The 20,861-nt window shown below is 69.6% G+C and carries 16 protein-coding genes; 10 read left to right on the top strand and 6 right to left on the bottom strand.

Annotation, left to right across the window (positions count from 1 at the left end; genetic code table 11):
• Positions 1-94 precede the first annotated feature (94 nt).
• From OG251_RS25140 to OG251_RS25150, 3 genes are all read right to left on the bottom strand, one after another.
• Complete coding sequence (locus tag OG251_RS25140; RefSeq protein WP_326679253.1) at positions 95-727, bottom strand: hypothetical protein; 633 nt, start codon at positions 725-727, stop codon at positions 95-97.
• The gene (locus OG251_RS25145) at positions 724-2,142 is read right to left on the bottom strand and encodes an AAA family ATPase (RefSeq protein WP_326679254.1); all 1,419 of its coding nucleotides are present in this window, start codon (positions 2,140-2,142) and stop codon (positions 724-726) included. Before OG251_RS25145 ends, OG251_RS25140 begins: the two co-directional genes overlap by 4 nt.
• 304 nt (positions 2,143-2,446) lie before the next feature.
• Entirely contained in the window at positions 2,447-3,793 is a 1,347-nt protein-coding gene (locus tag OG251_RS25150; RefSeq protein WP_326679255.1) for a helix-turn-helix domain-containing protein, read from the bottom strand.
• 201 nt (positions 3,794-3,994) lie between these two features.
• Here OG251_RS25150 and OG251_RS25155 point away from each other — a divergent pair, with 201 nt between their 5' ends.
• The 4 genes from OG251_RS25155 to OG251_RS25170 are packed head-to-tail and all read left to right on the top strand — an operon-like array spanning position 3,995 to position 7,593.
• Positions 3,995-5,032 (top strand): dTDP-glucose 4,6-dehydratase, encoded by a 1,038-nt coding sequence (locus OG251_RS25155; protein ID WP_326679256.1) that lies wholly within the window; start codon positions 3,995-3,997, stop codon positions 5,030-5,032.
• Positions 5,022-6,032, top strand: coding sequence for an ATP-grasp domain-containing protein (locus OG251_RS25160; RefSeq protein WP_326679257.1), 1,011 nt, complete (start codon positions 5,022-5,024; stop codon positions 6,030-6,032). Before OG251_RS25155 ends, OG251_RS25160 begins: the two co-directional genes overlap by 11 nt.
• Positions 6,029-7,162, top strand: coding sequence for a DegT/DnrJ/EryC1/StrS family aminotransferase (locus tag OG251_RS25165; protein ID WP_326679258.1), 1,134 nt, complete (start codon positions 6,029-6,031; stop codon positions 7,160-7,162). Before OG251_RS25160 ends, OG251_RS25165 begins: the two co-directional genes overlap by 4 nt.
• Positions 7,162-7,593 carry an arsenate reductase/protein-tyrosine-phosphatase family protein gene (locus OG251_RS25170; protein ID WP_326681408.1) on the top strand — a complete coding sequence of 144 codons (432 nt, stop codon included), beginning with the start codon at positions 7,162-7,164 and terminating at the stop codon, positions 7,591-7,593. The genes OG251_RS25165 and OG251_RS25170 overlap by 1 nt, the downstream gene beginning before the upstream one ends.
• A gap of 19 nt (positions 7,594-7,612) precedes the next feature.
• Here the strand turns inward: OG251_RS25170 and OG251_RS25175 are convergent, their stop codons facing one another.
• Entirely contained in the window at positions 7,613-8,788 is a 1,176-nt protein-coding gene (locus OG251_RS25175) for a UDP-N-acetylglucosamine--N-acetylmuramyl-(pentapeptide) pyrophosphoryl-undecaprenol N-acetylglucosamine transferase (protein WP_326679259.1), read from the bottom strand.
• Between the two features lie 487 nt (positions 8,789-9,275).
• On the opposite strand from OG251_RS25175, the gene OG251_RS25180 reads away from it, so the two are divergent.
• Both OG251_RS25180 and OG251_RS25185 read left to right on the top strand, forming a co-directional pair.
• Entirely contained in the window at positions 9,276-10,007 is a 732-nt protein-coding gene (locus tag OG251_RS25180; protein WP_326681409.1) for an RNA polymerase sigma factor, read from the top strand.
• Positions 10,007-11,146 (top strand): hypothetical protein, encoded by a 1,140-nt coding sequence (locus tag OG251_RS25185; RefSeq protein WP_326679260.1) that lies wholly within the window; start codon positions 10,007-10,009, stop codon positions 11,144-11,146. The genes OG251_RS25180 and OG251_RS25185 overlap by 1 nt, the downstream gene beginning before the upstream one ends.
• Positions 11,147-11,434: 288 nt before the next feature.
• Here OG251_RS25185 and OG251_RS25190 read toward each other — a convergent pair whose 3' ends face one another.
• Positions 11,435-12,295, bottom strand: coding sequence for a L,D-transpeptidase family protein (locus OG251_RS25190; RefSeq protein ID WP_326681410.1), 861 nt, complete (start codon positions 12,293-12,295; stop codon positions 11,435-11,437).
• Positions 12,296-12,691: 396 nt separating this feature from the next.
• Between OG251_RS25190 and OG251_RS25195 the strand changes: the two genes are divergently transcribed.
• Both OG251_RS25195 and leuE read left to right on the top strand, forming a co-directional pair.
• On the top strand, positions 12,692-14,272 hold the full coding sequence (locus OG251_RS25195; protein ID WP_326679261.1) for an acyl-CoA mutase large subunit family protein: 1,581 nt from the start codon (positions 12,692-12,694) through the stop codon (positions 14,270-14,272).
• A gap of 165 nt (positions 14,273-14,437) precedes the next feature.
• Positions 14,438-15,103, top strand: coding sequence for a leucine efflux protein LeuE (gene leuE, locus OG251_RS25200; RefSeq protein ID WP_326679262.1), 666 nt, complete (start codon positions 14,438-14,440; stop codon positions 15,101-15,103).
• 163 nt (positions 15,104-15,266) lie between these two features.
• On the opposite strand, the gene OG251_RS25205 is transcribed toward leuE, so the two are convergent.
• The gene (locus tag OG251_RS25205; protein ID WP_442818372.1) at positions 15,267-16,475 is read right to left on the bottom strand and encodes an acyltransferase family protein; all 1,209 of its coding nucleotides are present in this window, start codon (positions 16,473-16,475) and stop codon (positions 15,267-15,269) included.
• A 262-nt stretch (positions 16,476-16,737) separates the two neighbouring features.
• On the opposite strand from OG251_RS25205, the gene OG251_RS25210 reads away from it, so the two are divergent.
• Positions 16,738-18,336, top strand: a complete 1,599-nt coding sequence (locus OG251_RS25210) for a hypothetical protein (RefSeq protein WP_326679263.1) — start codon at positions 16,738-16,740, stop codon at positions 18,334-18,336.
• Positions 18,333-20,699 carry a glycosyltransferase gene (locus OG251_RS25215; RefSeq protein ID WP_326679264.1) on the top strand — a complete coding sequence of 789 codons (2,367 nt, stop codon included), beginning with the start codon at positions 18,333-18,335 and terminating at the stop codon, positions 20,697-20,699. Before OG251_RS25210 ends, OG251_RS25215 begins: the two co-directional genes overlap by 4 nt.
• Positions 20,700-20,861: the final 162 nt, after the last annotated feature.

The raw sequence follows: 20,861 nt of genomic DNA on the forward strand, positions 1-20,861 counted from the left end.
TTCGCCCTTGTGGGTTCGAGTGACTCCCGCAGGGTGCTGCGCACCAGGTCGAGGCACCGTGAAGCAACCGAATAGCGGAGCGTGCTCGTGTGGGTCATTCGTTGAGGACCTCGAATGCAGCGTCGAGGTCCTCAACGAAAGCACGCCACGATGGAAGGCAGGTGACGGATCCCTCGGGGTCCAGGAGCTCCAACATGCGCAGCCGGTGCTGCGAGAAGCGCTTCTGGAACTGAGCGAGGCGGCGCCCCTTGTACTCGCTCGCCCGCGCGAGCGAATCTTTGAGGAGCTGTTTCGGGTCGGCGATATTCTCCGCCGCCATACCCTTGGGGAGATCAAGGCCGACGCGCCCACGAGGGTTCTCGGCGACTTGACGCAGGCACGCTTCGTCGAGGAGGAGCCAGGCTTCCAGCATGCGGACGGGCACAACGGCGACGTGCTGAAGGCCTGGCCACTCGACGTCCACCGCTTTCTCGATCTCGTCTTCGCGGTCCTGGGCAGGACCTCGGTCAGCATCCCGTTGTACCACTGCCAAGTCGTAGCTCCCTCCGAGTGCGCGGGCGGCCCGGAGCTTGTCTGGTACGGAGTGCCCGGTCGGCAGTCGGAGCAGACCGAAGTCGGGGACTGTGACCGAGACGTCGAGTCCCTTACGAACGGCAATCGACTCGATATGTGGGACGAGGCCGTTGTCGCTGCTGCCTTCGCCGATGAACAGGACACGAGCGGTCACGCGGCGTCCCCGCTCAGCGTGAGTTGCGCTCCGACGGGCGTGGTGAGATAGGGAAGGATGTCGGCTTTCGTCACGAAGCTGCTGCTCGTCACTCTATTGGCCCGCCAGGTACCGGCGAGTGGACGCAGGCGCAAGGCGCGGTTCAGAGTGCCATTCTCGCCTCTGTGCATTGCAGTGTCGGCGAACAGGAGATCCTCGTTGCCGACGAGTTGTACGACACCGGGTGAATGCGTATTGATCAGCACCTGCCGGAACGGGTTGTCTGCGCCGGGTTCTTCTGACGGATCCACGGCAAGGTCCTGTACCAAGTCGACCATGGCGTTGAGGTTCGCTGGGTGGATGCCGTTCTCGGGTTCTTCCATGCAGACCAGTCCACGTACGGACGAGTCTTCGAGCAGAACGCAAAGTGCCAGAAAGCGCAGGGTGCCTTCGGAGAGGCTGCGCGCAGGCAGCGTCATGCCAGCCACCTCGTGCACGTTGACCGTGAGGAGTTGCCGAACCTCGTCCTGATCGACATCAAGATCACGGACATGGATACCGGTCAGGTCCGAAAGGCGTCCCGCAACCCGGGCGTATACCTGGCTGGGATCCGCTCCGGGAGTGTCGTGGGCCACGCGAAAGAGGGTCGCTGGCAGATGAGAGCCGTCGGCGCCCATCACGTGCGGGTCCACGTATCGGTCGGACCGGCGCAGAGCGGATGGTTCCAGGGCAAGCCGTCGCCAGGACTGCATTTCACGGCGAGCCGAGAGGATGGTCGGGTCATCGCTGCTGGTGATGGTGGAGACGACTGTCGCTGGCGCCCGGGATGCCGCAGCCGGCTTGGGCTGGCCTCGGCTGCCACCGTCCTGGTGAATCTTGACGATCGACTCTTCGGCTTCGGTGGTCGTCGAGATAAACGGCGCGCCGCTACGGTGCCCCTGGATGACGGTGTCGCGGAACTGCTTCGCACTGTGAGGGAAGCGAAGGTGCTGCGGAGCCTTGCCCTTGGTGATGTGGGCCAGCGTCTCGTGGAGGAGCGTGAGGCGCCCAAAGCGGTCGAGTCCGGACGGCTCCTGATAGCCGACTTCCAGTTCGTACCGCAAGAAGGTGCTGCTGGCCTTCGCGGCCCGGCCGAAGTCGTCCTGCACGTGCAACGGAACGATCATCTCGGCAGCGAACCGCATCCGGTGGTTGCCGGGCTCGAAGCCCTTCCAGAATAGGTCACGCGGGTCACCTTGACGCTCGCCATGTACGCCTCGAACCTCCTGGGCCGCCTCCATCATCGACTGGTCGGCGAGGAGGGAGAGGAACTGGATGGCGTCGAAAACGTTCGACTTGCCGGTGCCGTTCTCCCCTGCGATGCAGGTGAAGGGGCCGAAGTCGATAGACAGGTCCAGTAGGTTCTTGAACCCGTGGACTTCGATGCGTGTCAGCATGCGGCCTCCGGAAGTTCGTCGAGCGGTTCCAACAAGCCTACTGGCGAGGAGGGGCCGCCATACCGCCAATGCGTAGGCAGCCTCTTCCTGCGCTTGGTCACTATCTGGCTACCCCGCGTTCCGGCATACATGGTTCCGCAGCGTGTGATGGCCCGGTACGGGCAGCGTCGAAGAGCGGTGTCCGTATACGCGCATCCGGGACGGTGCGACGCGTTGGCCCGGGGCGATCGGGTGAAGGCCCAGATGCGTCGGTCACACGTTGGTCACGCGATCCGCCCAGCGTGTCCGTGCCCGGGCAGGCTGTTCATGCACGCACAGACGTCAACTGCTGGTGTGCGTACGAGCGCAGGTCTCGAACGGCGGTTTCGCCCTTGTGTGGTTCAAGCGACTCCCACAGGGTGCCGCGCACCAGGTCGAGGCAACGTGAAGCACCTGTGCCCAGAGCGGTGTCCAGAGCTGTCCGTGTGTCCGCCACGGCGGCGTCGACGTCATGGCCGGCGAGCGCAGCCTGGGCACGATAGGTGAGCATGATGGCGCGGGTTCTCTCCCGTTCGGGAACCAGCAAGCCCAGGCCCTCCTCCAACGCGGCTGTGGCTCGCCGTGGATCTTCCAGATCCAGCCAGCAGCGCCCGGCGTCGACGGCGAGGTCAGCGGATGACATCCAGGACACCCACGGGGGTGCGGATTGTGCTCTGCCACGCTCCAGCTGGTGTGCGGCGTCATTGAGGGCTCGGGCGGTGCCTGCATCGTCCTGGAGGACCGCGAGGGCGCGAGCCCGGCGTACGTCCAGCAGGGCGCGGGCGGTCGCGTGGCGGGTTCGCGTGCGGGCAAGGGAGAGGATCTCGACCGCCTCACCGGGATGGCCGAGCCAGGTGGCCGAGTAGGCGAGGTCGGAGAGGACTCCGGCTCCCAGGTCGCGGTTGTCGGCGCTGTGCGCGGAGTGCAAGGCAGTGCGCCAGTGGTGTTGTGCCGAGGCGTGGCGGCCTTGGTCGAAGTGGAGCCAGGCGGCGCTCTGGGCTGCCTGAGCCAGGACCGTATGCAGGCGACGGCCGGTGGGCTCGTCGTAGCGGGCTGAGCCGAGCAGACCGATGGCGACGCGCATGGCCGCGCCGAGAAGGTCGGCGCACTCCTGAGGGGATGTGTTCGCCAGGCCGGGGAGATGTTCGACGCTGCTCTCCAGCCAGGTGAGCAGGCTTTCGTCGACGCGGCGCCCAGCCAGAGCCCCGGCCAGACGTTCGGGTTCGACGCGGGCCCATTCGGTTGCCATTCCGACTAAGGATCCGGCGGCGAGGACGAGGAAGGTGCGGCGGTCAGACTGGTCGAGATCCACCAATAACTCCGTGTGGGCGGCGCGGACGCCGACTGAGCTGAAGGGTAATGGGCGAGCGTAGGCGGGGAGCCACCATGGCCATGCCACGGTCCGCAATCGGGCGGAATCGATGCCCAGAACGTCGGCCAGCAGCTCTTGATAGAGGTCGCTGGGAGTGCCTACCCGCCTGTGTTCCCACCGGTAGATGCGACTGCGGTCGGCAGCGATGCGAAGACCGCGGCGTTGCGCGGCCAGGTTCAGGTGATGGGCGAGCTTTTCCATGCTCCACCCGCGCTGTTGGCGAACGTAGGTCAGGGGATGTCGTACCGCTTCCGTCGTCATACACACCCCCTAACTCTGGTGTCTGTACGGCACCGTAGCGGCCCGATTCACAGAGCGGGCCCACATCGGGGATACAGACTCCAACGAGGTGTGCGGCCCACTGTGGAGGCAGCTCGGTGAGACTCCGAGCATCTCTCGACGGTCTACGGACATCGCCTCTCTGCGTGATGTGCCGGGCCGCCACTCTTCCGGGAGGCGTGCATGAAACACGTACTCGTCACTGGAGGTGCGGGCTTCATCGGCTCGCACTTCGTCAAGCGAATCATCCAGGCCAAGGACGTCGCCCGCGTGACCGTGCTCGACGCCCTCACCTATGCCGGTCACATCGAGAACCTGGGCATGGCGTTCTTGTCGGACAAGCTCCGGTTCGTCCATGGTGACATCCGAGACGCAACTGCTGTTGACAACTTGATGGCGTCCGGTCCCACAGCAGTGGTGCATTTCGCGGCCGAGTCCCACGTCGATCGCTCCTATGACGCGGCCGACGGGTTTCTCTCCACGAATGTTCTCGGTACCCGGGTGCTAGTGGACGCGGCTCACCGCCACGGCATCGCCAAATTTGTCCACGTGTCGACCGACGAGGTCTACGGCCCGCTGCCGAAGGGAGCAGCGACCGAGGCTTCACCCATGCGCCCCTCGGTCCCATACGCGGTGTCGAAGGCGGCCGCCGACCTGGTAGCCCTGGGCGCTCACCAGACCCTTGGGCTCCCATTGTGTGTAACTCGCAGTAGCAACAACTACGGGCCCTACCAGTACCCGGAAAAGATCATCCCGCTCTTCGTGACCCGGCTCTTGCGAGGAGCGCCCGTCACTCTCCACGACCGGGGGCAGCACGTACGTAACTGGCTGCACGTAGAAGACAACTGTGCCGGGATCGAAGCGGTGCTGCGTGGTGGGGAGCCGGGGGAGATCTACAACCTCGGTGGAGGCACTGACCTGTCCAGCAAGGAACTGACCGGCCACTTGCTGAACATCTGCGGCGCGACGTGGGATGCGGTCACGTACATCCCCGACCGACCGTCAAACGATGTCCGCTACTCGATCGACTGGTCCAAGGCTCGCAACCACCTCGGATACCGGCCTACTCACGGCCTGGAGGATGGGCTGGCTGAAACCGCCGAGTGGTACCGCCGCAACCCTGACTGGTGGGCCCCGCTCGCGAGCGGTGGTCTGCGGCGCTCCGCTCCGTCGGCCTTCTGCCCCGCGCTCGCACTTCTGGAGGGCGACCGTGCCTGCTGACCCGATCGCGCCGCGCCGAATCCTGGTCACCGGGACTGGAGCCAACCCCGGCTTCGGGCTCGCCCGGAGTCTTATCCGTCTCGGCCACCGAGTCATCGCTGCCGACGCCAACCCTCTTGCCCCAGGCTTCCTGCTCCCGCAAGTCGTGCCGCAGCTCATTCCGACGGCTGACGACCGCGACTACCGGGCCCGCATGACCGGGCTGTGCCGGGCGCTGGCGGTACAAGCGGTGGTACCCGCCATCGAGAACGATCTTCCGCCGCTGTTGCGCATGAGTTCTCGGCTGGAGGAGATCGGCGTGCGTATGTGGCTGCCCGAACCTGCATCGGTACACACATGCATCGACAAGGCAGCCTTTCATCGCGTGCTCACCGAGAGCGGAGTGCCTACCCCTCGGTCTTGGTGGGGCGACACCCTCGACCGGGTCCCCGAGAACACGCAGTTGGTGGTCAAGCCCCGGCGCGGCCACGGCGCCCAGCACGTCCACTTCGTCGAGAAGAAGGAGCACGCCCTGCTCCTGAGCGAGGTGGTTCCTGATGCCTTGGTGCAGGAGAGGGTGTACGGAACCGAGTTCACGGCAGACTGCCTGGTGGACCGCACGGGCCGAGCGTCGGCGATCCTGCGCCGCCGGGACCTGGTGAAGGCCGGGCTCGCAGCAGTCTCCACCACCTTCCGCGACTCCGCCGTGCTCGATCCCGTGCTGGCCGCCCTACGTGCTGTACGTGCCGAGGGCCTGTGCTGCGTACAAGGCTTCATCCAGGCAGACGGGCAGGTCACCATCACCGAACTGAACGTCCGGATCGCCGGTGGTTTCCCGCTGACCGAGGCGGCCGGAGCTGACCTGGTCGGCCAAATGGTCAACGGGCTGTTCGGCCTCCCGGTCGACCATGACCGTCTGACCTACCGGACAGGGGTCTTCCTGACCAACTATGTCGAGACGTTGGCCGTCGGTGAGACGACCGACCTGAAGCGCATCGCTATGAACGGGGTAACTACATGAGCCTGACCACCCCCGACGCCCGGCGCAACGCCTCCCCATACCTCTACGGACGTGAGGCAGCGTCTGTCGTCCGAGTCCTGGAGGCCGGCCAGTACGGACACACTGACCTCACCGCCGAATTCGAGAGGCGGATCGCCGCGTACCTCGGCGTACCCGACGTGGTGGCCGTCAGTTCCGGTACCGCTGCCCTGCACAGCGCCCTGCTGGCCACAGGCATCGGCCTCGGCGACGAGGTAATCGTGCCGTCCATGACGTTCTGTGCCACTGTGCAGGCCATCCGGGCTGTAGGCGCCGCCCCGCGGTTCATCGACGTAGACCCGGCGACGTCGTGCGTCACCCCGCAACTCGTCATGGACGCAGTCACCGACGACACGGCCGCCGTGCTGCCGGTGCTCTTCGGTGGCCGGGCCGTCGACCTCAGTTCCATTCGCGAGGAGCTGGCGGAGCGGGGCATCGTGATCATCGAGGACGCCGCCCATGCCTTCGGCTCTCACCGCGGATCCAAACACGTCGGTGCCGACGACACGGCCTTGACGTGCTTTTCCTTCGGACCGGTCAAGAATCTGACTTGTGGCCAAGGCGGGGCAGTCATCCCCCGTACGCCCGAGGAGGCCGCCGCTGTCCGCCGACTCCGCATGCTGGGCGTCACGCAGTCCCAGAGCGAGCGCGCTGAGACCACCAGCTACCAGGTGGAAGGTTTCGGCTTGCGGTATCAGCTCTCGTCCATCAACGCCGCCATCGGGCTGGCGCAGTTAGACCATTTCGACGCCACTGTGCGCTCCCGGCGGCATCTGTGGCGCACCTACAGCGATGCCTTGGACGCGCTGGAGGGGGTGACGCTCGTCGACGTCGACCTCGGCCACACGGTGCCGCACCTGTGTCAGGTACGCGTGCCGCACAGGGACTACGTATTCGCCCACCTCCGGGCGAGGAGTATCGGCGTCGGCGTTCACTACCCGCCCAACCACCTTCAGCCCGCCTTCGCACGCTGGACGCGTGACCTGCCCGCCACCGAACGGGTCAGCCGGGAAATCCTGAGCCTGCCCTTCCACCAGCACCTCACCGAGGCAGAGGTCCACCGAGTGGTGACCACCCTCGGACACGCACTCAAGGCCACAGGCGGCTCATGATGTCGAATCTGCTCGTCGTGTGTCTGGGGAACTACTGCCGTAGCCCCTTCGCTCAGCTTGCTCTCGCTCGACGGGGCGGACCACATATGGCCGTCCGCTCGGCCGGACTGATCGGCAAATGGCAGGACCAACCAGCCCATTCCGCCATGATCAACGCTGCGCGGCGGCTGGGCTACGACCTCACTGCCCACCGCGCCCAGCAGATCAGCCTCGACATGCTGGAGTGGGCGGACACAGTACTCGCCATGGACGTCTCCGTTCTTGCCGCCCTCCAGGTCGTCTGCGGTCCGGAGAACGAGAACAAACTGCGCCTCTACCTTGCTGGCCGGGACGTGCCCGACCCGATGGGCCAGGACGGCGCTGCGTTCCATGAGTGCGCTGTGCTCATTGAAGTCGGCACCGTACTTCATACCGGTGGACGGATCGCTTAGCCCACTACGGGCGAAGCTGTTACTGGGACGCTGCGGACAGGATGACGTCCACGAGCCTTTCCGCAGCATCCGGGCGGCCGTGCGCCCTGGCCGCAGCAGCCATCGCCGCCCGGCGAGCCGGGTCGTCGAGGAGCGGGCCGACCGCCTCACGCAGATGCCCGCCGGTGACGTCACCGAGGAGCGCGACCGCTGCTCCCGACTTCTCCAGGTGACGGGCGTTGTGCGCCTGCTCGTTCCCGGCCGCCGTGGCGAGCGGGATGAACACCGCGGGCTTGCCCAGGGCGGTCAGCTCCGCCAGGGTGCCCGCACCGCTGCGCGAGATCAGCAGATCGGCCAGGGCCAGGACGTCCGGCAGCTCCGGCCCGACGAACGAGGTGAGGTGGTACCGGGCGGCGAGGGGGGCAGGCAGCCCCGCGGCGCGCGCGGACAGCGCCTCCTGGTGGGCGGGGCCGCACTGGTGCACCACGTTGGCGTGTTCCAGCAGCCACGGCAGTTCGCCGCCGACCACGTCGTTGATCTGCTGTGAGCCCTGTGCGCCTCCGGTGACGTACACGGTCGGAAGCCGCCGGTCGAAGCCGTGGAGGCCCAGCGCGGTCACGGCCTTGTCCGGGTGGCCGGTCAGGATCTCGGGTCGTACGGGGTTGCCGGTGACCACCGCCGCCGACCGCACGCTCTCCGGCAGGAGCGGCACGGTTGACTCCGAGGACACGGCGATCCGCGCGGCGGAGCCAGCCAGCTTCCGATTGGCGAGGCCGAGGCGGACGGTCTGCTCGTGCAGGACCAGCGGGACCCGGCACATCTTGGCGGCGAGCCCGGCCGGCACGGCGACGTAACCGCCCGTGGCGAGGACGACGTCCGGCCGGAAGGCCGAGATGGCGCTGCGCGCCTGAACGACCCCGAGCGGCACGCGCGCCATGTCCCGGACGTTGGCGGGCGACACCATCTTCAGCGGGTTCGAGGAGCGCCGGATCTTCCCTGTGGCCACGGTGGTGAACGGGATGCCCTCCGCGCTGGTGACCCGGGCCTCCAAGCCCTCGGCCGTTCCGATCCACAGGACGTCGAGGGTGCGGCCGGAAGCCGCCAGGCGTGCCTGCAAGGTGCGGATCGCGGTGAGAGCGGGGTACGTGTGACCGCCGGTGCCACCACCCGTCACGATCAGGCGGAAGACGGTCGTCTGCTGAGGCGCGGTGTTCACGCCGGGCACTCTAGTGGCTGCTGTTCGGCGATCGTTTGCGATGATCTCGGCGCCGGAGGCGGCTCGGTTGCGCCAGGGGGCGCGCGCACTTCGCCTCGGTAGCCTCCCGGAGCCGAGGGCAAGGTGCCGGGAGCTTGTCCTGAACTCACGCAGACGAATTCGTCGGCCCGTTGGTCACGCCGCAGGGCCAGGGGCCAGGACTGACGGCCCGTCGCCGGGCCTGGGCGGCGGCCGAGGGACGACGACCGGGGCCGCCACCCCCCACAGGAGAGGCCCCGGTCGTCTTCCACGGGGTCGCAGCACGACCCCGTACTCATCTCAGCGCCGCCACCGCGATTTCTGTCACACCGCGCTGTGTCAGTGAACTGTTGCGGGTTGTACAAGCCATGGACGCGACACCCGCCGAGCACGTAGCGTGCTGAGTCGCGCAGAGTGGCGCAGCAGTGGTGACCAGCTGCGATTCAGGACAGCAGGGCGGGTTGAGGGAGTGCTGGGGGACGACGCGGAGCTGACCGCCGCGGTGCTCGCGGCGCAGGACGGGGACGAGGACGCCTTCCGTGCTGTGTACCGCGCGGTGCAGCCACGGTTGTTGGGCTACATACGGACACTGGTCGGGGAGCCGGACGCCGAGGACGTGGCGTCCGAGGCGTGGCTGCAGATAGCCCGTGACCTCGACCGGTTCAGCGGCGACGCCGACCGGTTCCGCGGGTGGGCGGCGCGGATCGCGCGCAACCGCTCCCTGGACCATCTGCGGATGCGCAGCAGGCGCCCCGCCATAGGCGGCGACGAGTCCGAACTGACCGCCAGGCCCGCCGATTCGGACACCGCGGGCGACGCCATCGAGGCGCTGGCCACCGACCGCACCATGTCGCTCATCGCCCAGCTGCCGCAGGACCAGGCCGAGGCCGTCGTGCTGCGGGTGGTCGTCGGCCTGGACGCGAAGAGCGCGGCGCAGACCCTGGGCAAGCGTCCCGGCGCCGTACGCACCGCCGCGCACCGTGGCCTGAAGCGGTTGTCGGAGCTGCTCGGCGCCGACCATCCGGGAGCGGTGGCCGACCCGGGCCAGGCCCCGGACGACGGTGCAGGTCAGGGCGGAGCCGGGGCAGTGGAGCTCGGCGCCCTGCCCGCACAGCGCCCCGGCCGTAATGGTTCGGTGGCGCCCGCCGGTGTTACTCCCGGTGTGACGCATTCGCGTCCGTGGACGCAGAAGGACATGTGATGGCCGACGAGTACTACGAGTGGCTTGACCAGGACGCGGCGGAGAGACTGCTCCGCGGCGAACCGGTCGTACCCGTCGACGATCACGACCGTACCGAAGCCCTGCGGCTCAGCCGGGCGTTGGGCGACGCCCGGACCGCCGCTCGTGCGCGCGGTGGTGAACTGCCCGGCGAGGACACGGTGCTGGCCGCCTTCCGGCGGGCCGCCCACGGCACCGCGGCGAACGGCCGCGCCGCGAAGAGACCCGGTGCGGCGGCGGCCCACGGACAGCCCGGACTGCTGGAGCCGGTACGGATCGGCGCCGTGTCCACCGCGACGGCCCGCCGCCCGCGCTGGAGCCGGCCCGTGCGCTTCGGCCTGGTCGTCTCGCTCGCGGGCTGCGCCCTCGGCGGGGTGGCCGTCGCTGCCGGGACCGGAGTGATTTCCGGGACCTTCGGCGGCCTGGGCTCCCCGGCACCGGCGGCCTCCGTCTCCTCGGCCGCGTCGCCGCGGGAACTGGGTTCCGGGCTGCCGGACGGCGACGGACCGTCCGCCAGCACCTCCTCCCCGTCCGCCCCGGGCACCGCCCCGGCCCCCTCCGACCCGCCCGAAGGCAAGGACGCCGGAGAGGACGACACGGACCGGCGGCGCACGGATGACGGTGCGGGCACCGGGGACAGCACCGCCGCGGGCGGCGGGGACCAGCACCGCAAGGACGAGACCCGGCCCACGGACGGCACGCAGGAGGACGCCGACGCCGAGGACCTGCCCGACGGCCCCGGCGGCGCCACCTCCGGGAAGTGGTACGAGAAGTCCGTGAAGGCGTGCCGGGCCTACCGCGACGGGAAGCTCGACGACAACAGCAGGCGTCGGCTCATCCAGCTGGCCAAGGGCGAGAAGAACCTGAAACGGTTCTGCGACCGGCTGCTGGACGAGGCGGACGGGAACGGCCACGGCGACGACGACGGTGACGGTGAGGGCCCGGGGAAGGGTGACGGAGAGGGCGGCGGCGGTTCGCTCCCGTCGATCTCGTTCCGTACCCAGCCGCCGAACGCCGTCACGGGTCCCGGCATCGGCACGGGCGCGGGTTCGGACGGCGCGTCGGCTGGTGGGGCGGACGGTGCCGGGGACGGCACGGCCAACGCGTCCCTGGCTCCATAGGCCCGTAGGCCCGTAGGCCCGTAGGCCCGTAGGCCCGCAGCACCTTGTGCCGGAACGTATGTCCGCCTCACTGACCTGCGGATTTCCTCTCGCTCGCGAGGCCCCACCGATAAGGTGTGACGTTTTTCGGCGGCGGGACGCAGTACAGAGTGAGCCGACTGGTCATCGGCAGCGCTTGAGCCGGGGTTCCCCCCGTACCTTCGGCTCGGCGCAATGGCGCGGGCGGGGCACGTTCCCCCGGTCCCGTCCGCGCCTCTTCTCCTCCGGCCGTGGCCGGCGGTGTGGCCGCTACCAGTAGATGACGACCTTGTCGCCGTTCTTCACCTCGCCGAACAGAGCCGCGATCTTCCCCTCGTCCCGGACGTTCACACAGCCGTGCGAGGCGCCGCTGTACCCGCGGGCCGCGAAGTCCGAGGAGTAGTGCACCGCCTGGCCGCCGCTGAAGAACATCGCGTACGGCATCGGGGAGTCGTAGAGCGTCGAGACATGGTGCCGGGACTTCCAGTACACCTTGAACGTCCCCTCGCGGGTGGGCGTGTACTCCGAGCCGAAACGCACATCCATCGAGGAGACGACCCGGCCGTCGATCATCCACGACAGGGTGCGGCTGTTCTTGCTGACGCACAGGACCCGGCCCGTCATACAGCGCTCGTCCGGCTTGGTCACAGGCCGTTCGGTCGGCGGGTCCAGCTCCTCGGCCGTCGGCTTCCGGGTCATTCCCAGCAGCTTCTGCCAGGTGACGGCGTCGGTGCTGCCGGTGCGGTCGAGGCCCCGCTTGCCCTGGAAGGACTGGACGGCCGTGACGGTGACGGTGCCGTAGTAGCCGGTGGGGGTGCGGTTGAAGTGGCCGATCTGGCGGAGCCGGGCCTGGAGTTCCCGTACCTGTCCTCCCTCCGACCCGGTCTCCATCAGGGCCGCGGGCCGCGGCGTCGGTGCGGCGGTGCTCGGCTCCTCCTCGGGAGAGGTGTCGGCCGAGGGCGTTCCGGTGGCGGCGTCGCCCGGCTTCGCGTCGTCGGAGGGAGTGGCGAACGGGCGCGGGGAGACGCTCGCCGTCGGGCCGGCGGAGGACGGGGCGGGTGGTGACGTCGGCTCCGTACCCTGGGCGGTCTGGGCCCGGCAGCCTGCCGCCAGCGCGGTGACGGCGAGCATCCCGACCGCGGCCGTGGTGGCGGCGCGCGTTCCCCGGTGACGGCGACCGCGCGGGCGGGACGAGGCGCCGTCGCGCCCGCCGCTTCCGCCCCGGCCGTCCTGCGCCCGCCGCCGGTCCTGCCCGCCCCGTCCGTCCCTTTCGTCCATCCCGGCTGTTCCGTCGCTGCCCGTCATCCTCGGCCCCCTGCCTCGCCCGGTGGTTCCGGTGTCTCCTTGGACGGATTCCCGCCCTGCCCGGTTGCCGAATCCTGCGCATGATGGGAACGGCGCGTCCAGACCGGACCGGGTCCTGTGAGCAAGGTCCCAGCCGATGGCTCTCCACCGGTCACGAGGCCGCCGCTACAGTCCGTGGCGAGGTTTGTTACCAGTAGGTAGCTTGAAGGGGAGGTACAGCAGATGACGCGTGAGTCCGAGTCGGGACTGCCCATCGAGCCGGTGTACGGGCCGGACGCACTCGACGGCTGGCAGGCGGCGGAGAAGCTCGGCGAGCCCGGCGCCTACCCCTTCACCCGCGGTGTCTACCCGACGATGTACACGGGGCGGCCGTGGACGATGCGGCAGTACGCCGGTTTCGGCACCGCCACCGAGTCGAACGCCCGCTACCAGCAGCTGATCGCCAACGGCACCATGGGCCTGTCGGTCGCCTTCGACCTGCCCACCCAGATGGGCCACGACTCCGACGCCGCGATCGCCTCGGGCGAGGTCGGCAAGGTCGGGGTCGCGATCGACTCGCTGGACGACATGCGCGTCCTGTTCGGCGGGATCCCGCTGGACAAGGTCTCCACGTCCATGACCATCAACGCACCCGCCGCGCTTCTTCTCCTGCTCTACCAACTGGTCGGCGAGGAGCAGGGAGTACCGGCGGACCGGCTCACCGGCACCATCCAGAACGATGTGCTCAAGGAGTACATCGCCCGCGGCACGTACATCTTCCCCCCGACGCCTTCGCTGCGGCTGATCGCGGACATCTTCAAGTACTGCCAGGCCGAGATCCCGAAGTGGAACACCATCTCGATCTCCGGCTACCACATGGCCGAGGCCGGGGCCTCGCCCGCGCAGGAGATCGCCTTCACCCTCGCGGACGGCATCGAGTACGTCCGTACCGCGGTGGCGGCGGGCATGGACGTCGACGACTTCGCCCCGCGCCTCTCGTTCTTCTTCGTCGCCCGGACGACGATCCTCGAAGAGGTCGCCAAATTCCGGGCCGCCCGCCGGATCTGGGCCCGGGTGATGAAGGAGGAGTTCGGCGCGGAGAACCCCAAGTCGCTGATGCTGCGCTTCCACACCCAGACCGCGGGCGTCCAGCTCACCGCCCAGCAGCCCGAGGTCAACCTGGTCCGTGTCGCGGTGCAGGGGCTGGGAGCCGTCCTCGGCGGCACGCAGTCGCTGCACACCAACTCCTTCGACGAGGCCATCGCCCTGCCCACCGACAAGTCCGCCCGCCTCGCGCTGCGCACCCAGCAGGTCCTCGCGTACGAGACGGACGTCACGGCGACCGTCGACCCGTTCGCCGGGTCGTACGTCGTCGAGAGCATGACGGACGACGTCGAGGCGGCCGCCCTCGACCTGATGCGCAGGGTCGAGGACATGGGCGGCGCGGTCAGCGCGATCGAGCACGGCTTCCAGAAGGGCGAGATCGAGCGCAGCGCGTACCGCATCGCGCAGGAGACGGACAGCGGCGAGCGCGTCGTCGTCGGCGTCAACCGTTTCCGGCTCGACGAGGAGGAGCCGTACGAGCCGCTCCGGGTGGACCCGGAGATCGAGGCCCAGCAGGCCCGGCGGCTGGCCACGCTCCGCGCGGAACGGGACCGGGGTGCGGTCGACGCGGCCCTGGTACGGCTGAAGGAGGCGGCGCGGGGCACGGACAACGTGCTCTACCCGATGAAGGACGCGCTCAGGGCACGGGCGACCGTGGGCGAGGTCTGCGACGCGCTGCGGCAGGTCTGGGGGACGTACGTGCCCACCGACGCCTTCTGACGTCTCCGTTGCGGGGCCTGACGTCTCCCGTGCCGGGCCTGATGTCTTCCGTGCCGGAACCTGGCGTCTTCCGTGCCGAACCTGGCGTCTTCCGTGCCGGAACCCGGCGTCTCCCGTGTTGGAACGCCTGGACGGGGTGTCGTACCTCCGTGCGACACTCCGTTCATGCTGGGTGTCACCGATCTTCCGACCTATCTCGCCGGCCTGGTACTGATCATTCTGCTGCCGGGACCGAACTCGCTGTACGTGCTCTCCGTCGCCGCCCGGCGCGGGGTACGGACCGGCTATGTGGCCGCCGCCGGTGTCTGGACCGGGGACACGGTCCTGATGACGCTGTCCGCGCTGGGAGCCGCCTCGCTGCTCCAGACGACGCCCCTGCTGTTCGCGGTGGTCAAGTACGCGGGCGCGGGCTATCTGACGTGGCTGGCGATCGGGATGCTGCGGGCGGCCGTGTCCACCTGGCGTGAGCGGCACCGGCGGGTGGCCGAGCTGACGGACGAGGCCGGGGCGCCGGCGGCGGCCGTCGCGATGGAGCGGCCCTACCGGCGGGCGCTGGTGGTCAGCCTGTTCAACCCGAAGGCGATCCTGTTCCTGATCTCCTTCTTCGTGCAGTTCGTCGATCCCGGCTACGCCTACCCGGGGCTGTCCTTCCTCCTGCTCGGCACGCTGCTCCAGTTCGCCAGCTTCCTGTACCTCTCGATGCTCATATTCGGGGGCACCCGGCTGGCCTCCGCCTTCCGACGCCGTAAGCGGCTTTCGGCGGGGGCCACTTCGGCGGCGGGCGTGCTGTTCCTGGGATTCGCGGCGAAGCTCTCGCTCAGCGGCGTCTGACCGGCCGCGCCCGGCTCAGTGGTTCCGGACCCGGCCGGTCCCCGGAGCGCCGGCAGGATGTGGGTCACGGTCGCTTGTGCGCGGCCCGACTCCCGTAACCGACCGGCCGCCCGGAGAGTCCCGCGTCATCGTGTGGGTGGTCCATGGCCCCGACGGCAGTAACTCAGCCGCGCTTGAGGCCAAGGGCCGTCCGTGAGAGGGCGTCCCGCAGCAGCGGCGTGAACCGCCGCTCCACGAAGCGGTGCAGCAGCCAGGCCAGGCCCAGCATCGCCGCCACCGTCAGGACGAACGTCGCCCACGCCGGAATCCCCAGCCCCCGGTGCAGCGCGCCGACCACCACCCAGCCGAGGTGTTCGTGCACCAGGTAGAAGGGGTACGTCAGTGCTCCCGCGACCGTGAGCCACTGCCAGTCGAGGCGGTTCAGGGCTCCCAGCGCGATGGCCGCCACCGCCGCGAAGCCCGCCGTCACGATGAGGACGATCACCGTGGCCGAGCGGTAGGAGAAGGCGTCCTGGCTGTCCGGGTGCCACAGGTCCGCCACCGCGTAGTGCTGGCCCAGCAGCCAGCTCACCCCGACGATGCCCCAGGCCAGCGCGTCCCGGCGGTCCCGGTGGACGAGGTAGAGACCGATGCCGCCGATGAAGTACGGGGCGTACTCCGGCATCAGGAGCACATCGAGGAACGCTTCGCCCGACGCCTTCGCCAGCGCCGCCGCCAGCGTCCACACGGCGCAGAACAGCACCACCCGCCGCCGGTTCGCCCCGGGCAGCACGACACACAGCGCGAACAGGGCGTAGAACCGCACCTCCGCCCAGAGCGTCCAGCACACCCCCAGCACCCGGTCCACGCCCAACGGCTGCTGGAGCAGCGTCATGTTGACCAGCGCGTCACTGGGCGACACCGCCTCGTACGCCACCCAGGGCAGCGCGAAGACCAGGGTCACCAGGGCGACGGCGACCCAGTACGCGGGCATCAGCCGGGAGACGCGTGAGGCGAAGAACGCGCTCAGCGAGCGCCCCCAGCCGCTCATGCAGATCACGAAACCGCTGATCACGAAGAAGATCTGCACTCCGAGGCACCCATAGGCGAACCAGGTGTGGGCGGACGGGAACTGCACGGCCGCGGAACTGCCCCACGCCTCGGTGATGTCACCGCCCCGGCCGCCGTAGTGGTAGCCCGCGACCATCAGCGCGGCGAGCAGCCGCAGCCCGTCCAGGGCCCGCATCCGGACCCTCGGCCGCGTGGGCGGGGACTCCCGCGGCAGGGCCCCGGACATCGCCTCCGGGGTGTCCGGCGGGGTGCCCGGGGGAGCGGGGAGGGGGAGCGTGGCGGCGCGGGGCGCCGTGCCCGCGTCCTGCGGTGTGATGGTCAAGGCCACTCCATTTCAGCCGGTGCGCCGCGTCAGCGTAGGACCGGAAGAGGGGCCGAAACGCCCGGGAGGCGTGCAGTTTCCCGGGTCGACAGGGCGAGTTCATCCAAGCGCCGTCCAGGTTTCCTACGGTGACGCGAAACCACCACCCGCTCTGCGGACTCCCGCCCCCTCCGCCTCGCCGGAGACGGACACGAGGAGGCCCCGGACGCCGCTACGCACGCCCCGCCCCTTCCCCCCACGGGCATCAGACGCTTGGAGCGCCATGACGAAAGCCCGCACCCGCTGGCCACGGCAACGTGACGCGGAGGTCCAGGCACCGCCCGAAGGCGGTGGCCCCGAGGCCGCCGACGTCACCCCCACCGACCTGGAGACCTGTCTGCGCGCCTGCGCCGCGCACAGCGGGAAGCTCGTCGCGGGCCTGGACCGCCGTCGTACGGCACTCGCGGAAGCGCTGCGCCAACTCCTCGCCGCCCACGCCGCGTCGGCCCCGGCGGCCCCCGCGGCGGCCGGACTTCCGCTGCTGCGGCGGCCGGGCAAGGAGCCGGGCGCGGCCCTCGTCCTCGGCGACGACCTGCTGGATCCGCTGCTCGCCGCCGGGAACAAGGCGCTGGACTGTGACTACGAGGACGAGCGGAAGCTCGCCCTCCTTATCGCGGACACCGTGCTCACCCAGCGCAAGCGCTCCCGGGCCGGATGGCGGCTGCGGGCCCGCATCCTGGAGGTGATGGGCCAGGAGAGCGCCGCCGTCGCCGCGTACGAGCGCTACCTCGCGTTCACCGAGGACGACGGGTTCGGTGTGGCCGCCAAGGTCGCCGGGCTGCGGGAGGGGGCCCGGCTCCGGGGCGAGCTGCTGCACCGGCTGGCCCGCAGCTGCCCCGAGGCCCAGGAGTTCGCCGCCCGGCCCGTCACCGAGTCCTGGGCCGCGGGCCTGGACCTGCGGGCGCGCGGCGACCGGTCCGGGGCCAGGGCCCGGCTGATCGGCGCACTGCTGGCCCAGAGCCGCGAAGGCACTCCGGTCACCGAGGTCCAGGAGACGGTGTCCCAGTACCTCGGCCTCGCCCGGGAGGCCGCCGGAATCCCGGGCGGCGGCGGCAGCGGTACGTACGACGGAACCGGCCCCCGCGATCGCTCGCGGCACTCCAGACCCGGTGGACCCGGTGGGACAGCCGAGCTCACCGAACTCGCCGCGCTCACCGCGCTCTACGCCGAGCAGCGCCGACTCCGTATGCGCGGCCCGGTCGACGACCCCACCTTCGGCGGTGTCCGGTGGCTGACCCTCGGCGAGTTCCGCAACCGCATCGCGGGGAAGTCGATCTGTCTGATCGCCAACTCGCAGCGCGTCGGCTCCAGTTCGCTCGGCGCGGAGATCGACGCCTACGACCTGGTCGTGCGCTTCAACTCGTACCGGATCGACCCGGTGGCGACCGGCGGCCGCACCGACATCCATGTCAGCATCCACAAGCACGGCTTCAACTGGGACCGGCGCGTGGACACCCGGCTGATCTTCGGCGGTGTCTCCGGCGACTGGAAGCACTCGCTGCGCAACCGGCTGGTGCCGGGCGCGCAGACGTACCTGGGCGACGAGTCGCTGCGCTGGCCGATGCGCGACATCGGGCACGTCGGCAAGGAGGAGTGGCCCGCGATACCCACCACCGGGTTCAACATGCTGTGGCTGCTGGACTTCCTGGACGTCAGCCCGCGCATCGACCTGATCGGCTTCGACTTCTACGAGAGCGGCGCCTACCGGCTGCCCGAGGCCATGCGGATGCCCATCACGTCCGTGCACGAGTACACCAGCGAAAAGGCGTGGGTCATGGAACGCGCCCAGAGCGTCACCGATACGAGGATACGACTGCGATGACGACTCCCACCTCCGTGAGCTCCGGCTCCCCGCGTTCCGCGTCCCTGAGTTCCGCGCCCGTGAGCTCCCCCGCCTCCGCGAACGCGCTCACCGGCAAGCGCCGCGTCGCGTTCGCGAGCTTCGTGGACGAGAACTACCTGCCCGGCTTCCTCACCCTGCTGCGCAGCCTCGCCCTCTCCAACCCGCAGGTCTGCGAGGACTTCCTCGTCCTGCACGACGGGCTGCGCCCCGACTCGGTCGCGAGGATCCGCGCCCTGCACCCGCGCGTCGACTTCCGGCGCGTGGACGCCGAGCACTACGACAGCTACGCCAAGGGCGACCAGGACAACTACCTCGTCCGCAAGGCGTACTTCATCCTCGATGTGTTCCGTGTGCGCGACTACGACACCGTGATCACCCTGGACACCGACATGGTGGTCCTCGGCGACCTGGGCGAACTGCTCCAGCTGCGCGACGGCCTCGCCGCCGTCCCGCAGTTCTTCTACGGGCAGCACAAGCTCAACAGCGGGCTGCTGGTCATCCAGCGCGAGTATCTGAGCGACACGTTCTGCGCCGAACTGGACGAGGTCGGCCGGGCGGGCACGTACGAGCTGGACAAGCACGACCAGGGCATCCTCAACGCCGTACTGGACGGCGGCTTCGTCCACCTGGACGCCCGCTACAACTTCGTCAAGCGGCGGCTCTCGGGCGACCTCCCGGTCCCCGAGGACACCGCGATCCTGCACTTCACCGGGCGCCACAAGCCCTGGCAGGGCGGTGAGGCGGGGTACGGCGCGGCCGAGGCCCGCTGGCACGAGTACGAGCTGTCCGACGCCGACTTCCACGCCGCGTACCTCAACACGAACGGGCCCAAGCACCACGACCTGCTGGTCCACTACGGCACCCCGCACGTCCTGCGCACCGCCGACGTGGAGAGCGCCCGCAAGGTCGCCGCGGCCCGGATCGGCGCGGGCGAGTACCAGGAGGCCGTGGACCTGCTGGGCCGGGTCCGTATCCCGGTCGACGAGGCATGGCCGCACGAGGTGCTCGGCCACGCCCTGATGAGCGTGTCCCGCTACGAGGAGGCCCGCGCCCAGCTGCTGCTGGCCACCGCGGCACCGAACCGGGCCGCGACCGCGTTCGGCCGGCTCGCCCAGATCGCCTGGATCCACGGCGACGACACCGAGGCCGCGGCATACGCCCGGCAGGGCCTCGGCGTGGACCCGACGCACCGGGCGAACCGGCTGATGCACCTGCGCACCACCGACTCCGCCCCGCCGGCCGAGGGTCCCGCCTCCGGCCAACTGGCCCATGTCGCCTTCTACATGGAGCGCCAGGGCAACGCGGGCGACAAGCTGCTGCCCGAGAGCGTACGGCTGGCCTTCGGCCGGGACACCGGGCCCGACCGCTGGCACTCCGTCCACGCCCACCGGCTCTTCGACGAGGCGGCCCTGGAGCGGGTCAACGACCGCCGCGGTCTGGTCATCGGCGGCGGCGGACTCTTCATCCCGGACACCGCGCCGAACGGCAACAGCGGCTGGCAGTGGAACGTGCCCGACGAGCTGCTGGAGCGGATCGACGTACCCGTCGTGGTGTACGCGGTCGGCTTCAACGCCTTCGACGGACAGGCGTACGGGCACGGCCGCGACCGTTTCCTGTCCAGCCTGCGCAAGCTGGTGGAGCGCTCCGCGTTCTTCGGGCTGCGCAACCACGGCTCCATCGAGAAGGTCCGCGACCTCCTGCCGCCCGAGCTGCACCACAAGGTCCGCTTCCAGCCCTGCCCGACCACGGTCACCCGACAGCTGGTCGACGGCTGGCGGGACCCCGCCGCCCGCGAGGACACCATCCTGGTCAACGCCGCGTACGACCGCGCCGGGCTCCGCTTCGGCCACGACTACGGGCACTTCCTCGCCGAGATGGCCACCGCCGTCACCGCGCTGGGCGAGCTGGCCGAGGTGAAGTGCGTCGCGCACTCGCTGGACGACGAGCGGATCGCGTTCGACCTGCGGCGCGAGCACGGCATCTCGCTGCCGGTCATCCCGATGTACGACTTCGGGAACGACGCGATCCGGGACACCTACGCCCGGACGAAGCTGGTCATCGGGATGCGCGGACACGCGGGCATGATCCCGTTCGGCTGCGGGACGCCGGTCATCAGCCTGATCTCGCACCCCAAGATGGCGTACTTCCTGTCCGACATCGAGCGGCCCGAGTGGGGCATCTCGGTCCACGACCGGCACCTCGGCGCCCGCCTCACCGAACGGGCGGCCGGACTGCTGGCCGATCACGCGGCGACGGTGGCCGATGTGCACGGCCGCCAGCAGGAACTGTGGAAGGTCACCGAGGCGAACGCGGCGGACCTGCGCGTGATCCTGGGGCGCTAGCGCCCCGGAGCACGAAGCCGCCGTACGACGAACCGGTGGCGACGAACGGCGCGACGAACCGGTTGCGTCGAACGGTACGGCGAACCGGTGGCGACGAGCGGCGCGAGGGACGGTTGCGACGAGCGGTACGACGAACGGTGGGGCGGGCCCGGACGACCGGAC

Origin of the sequence: Streptomyces sp. NBC_01237 (assembly GCF_035917275.1) — a bacterium.
Lineage (GTDB): Bacteria > Actinomycetota > Actinomycetes > Streptomycetales > Streptomycetaceae > Streptomyces.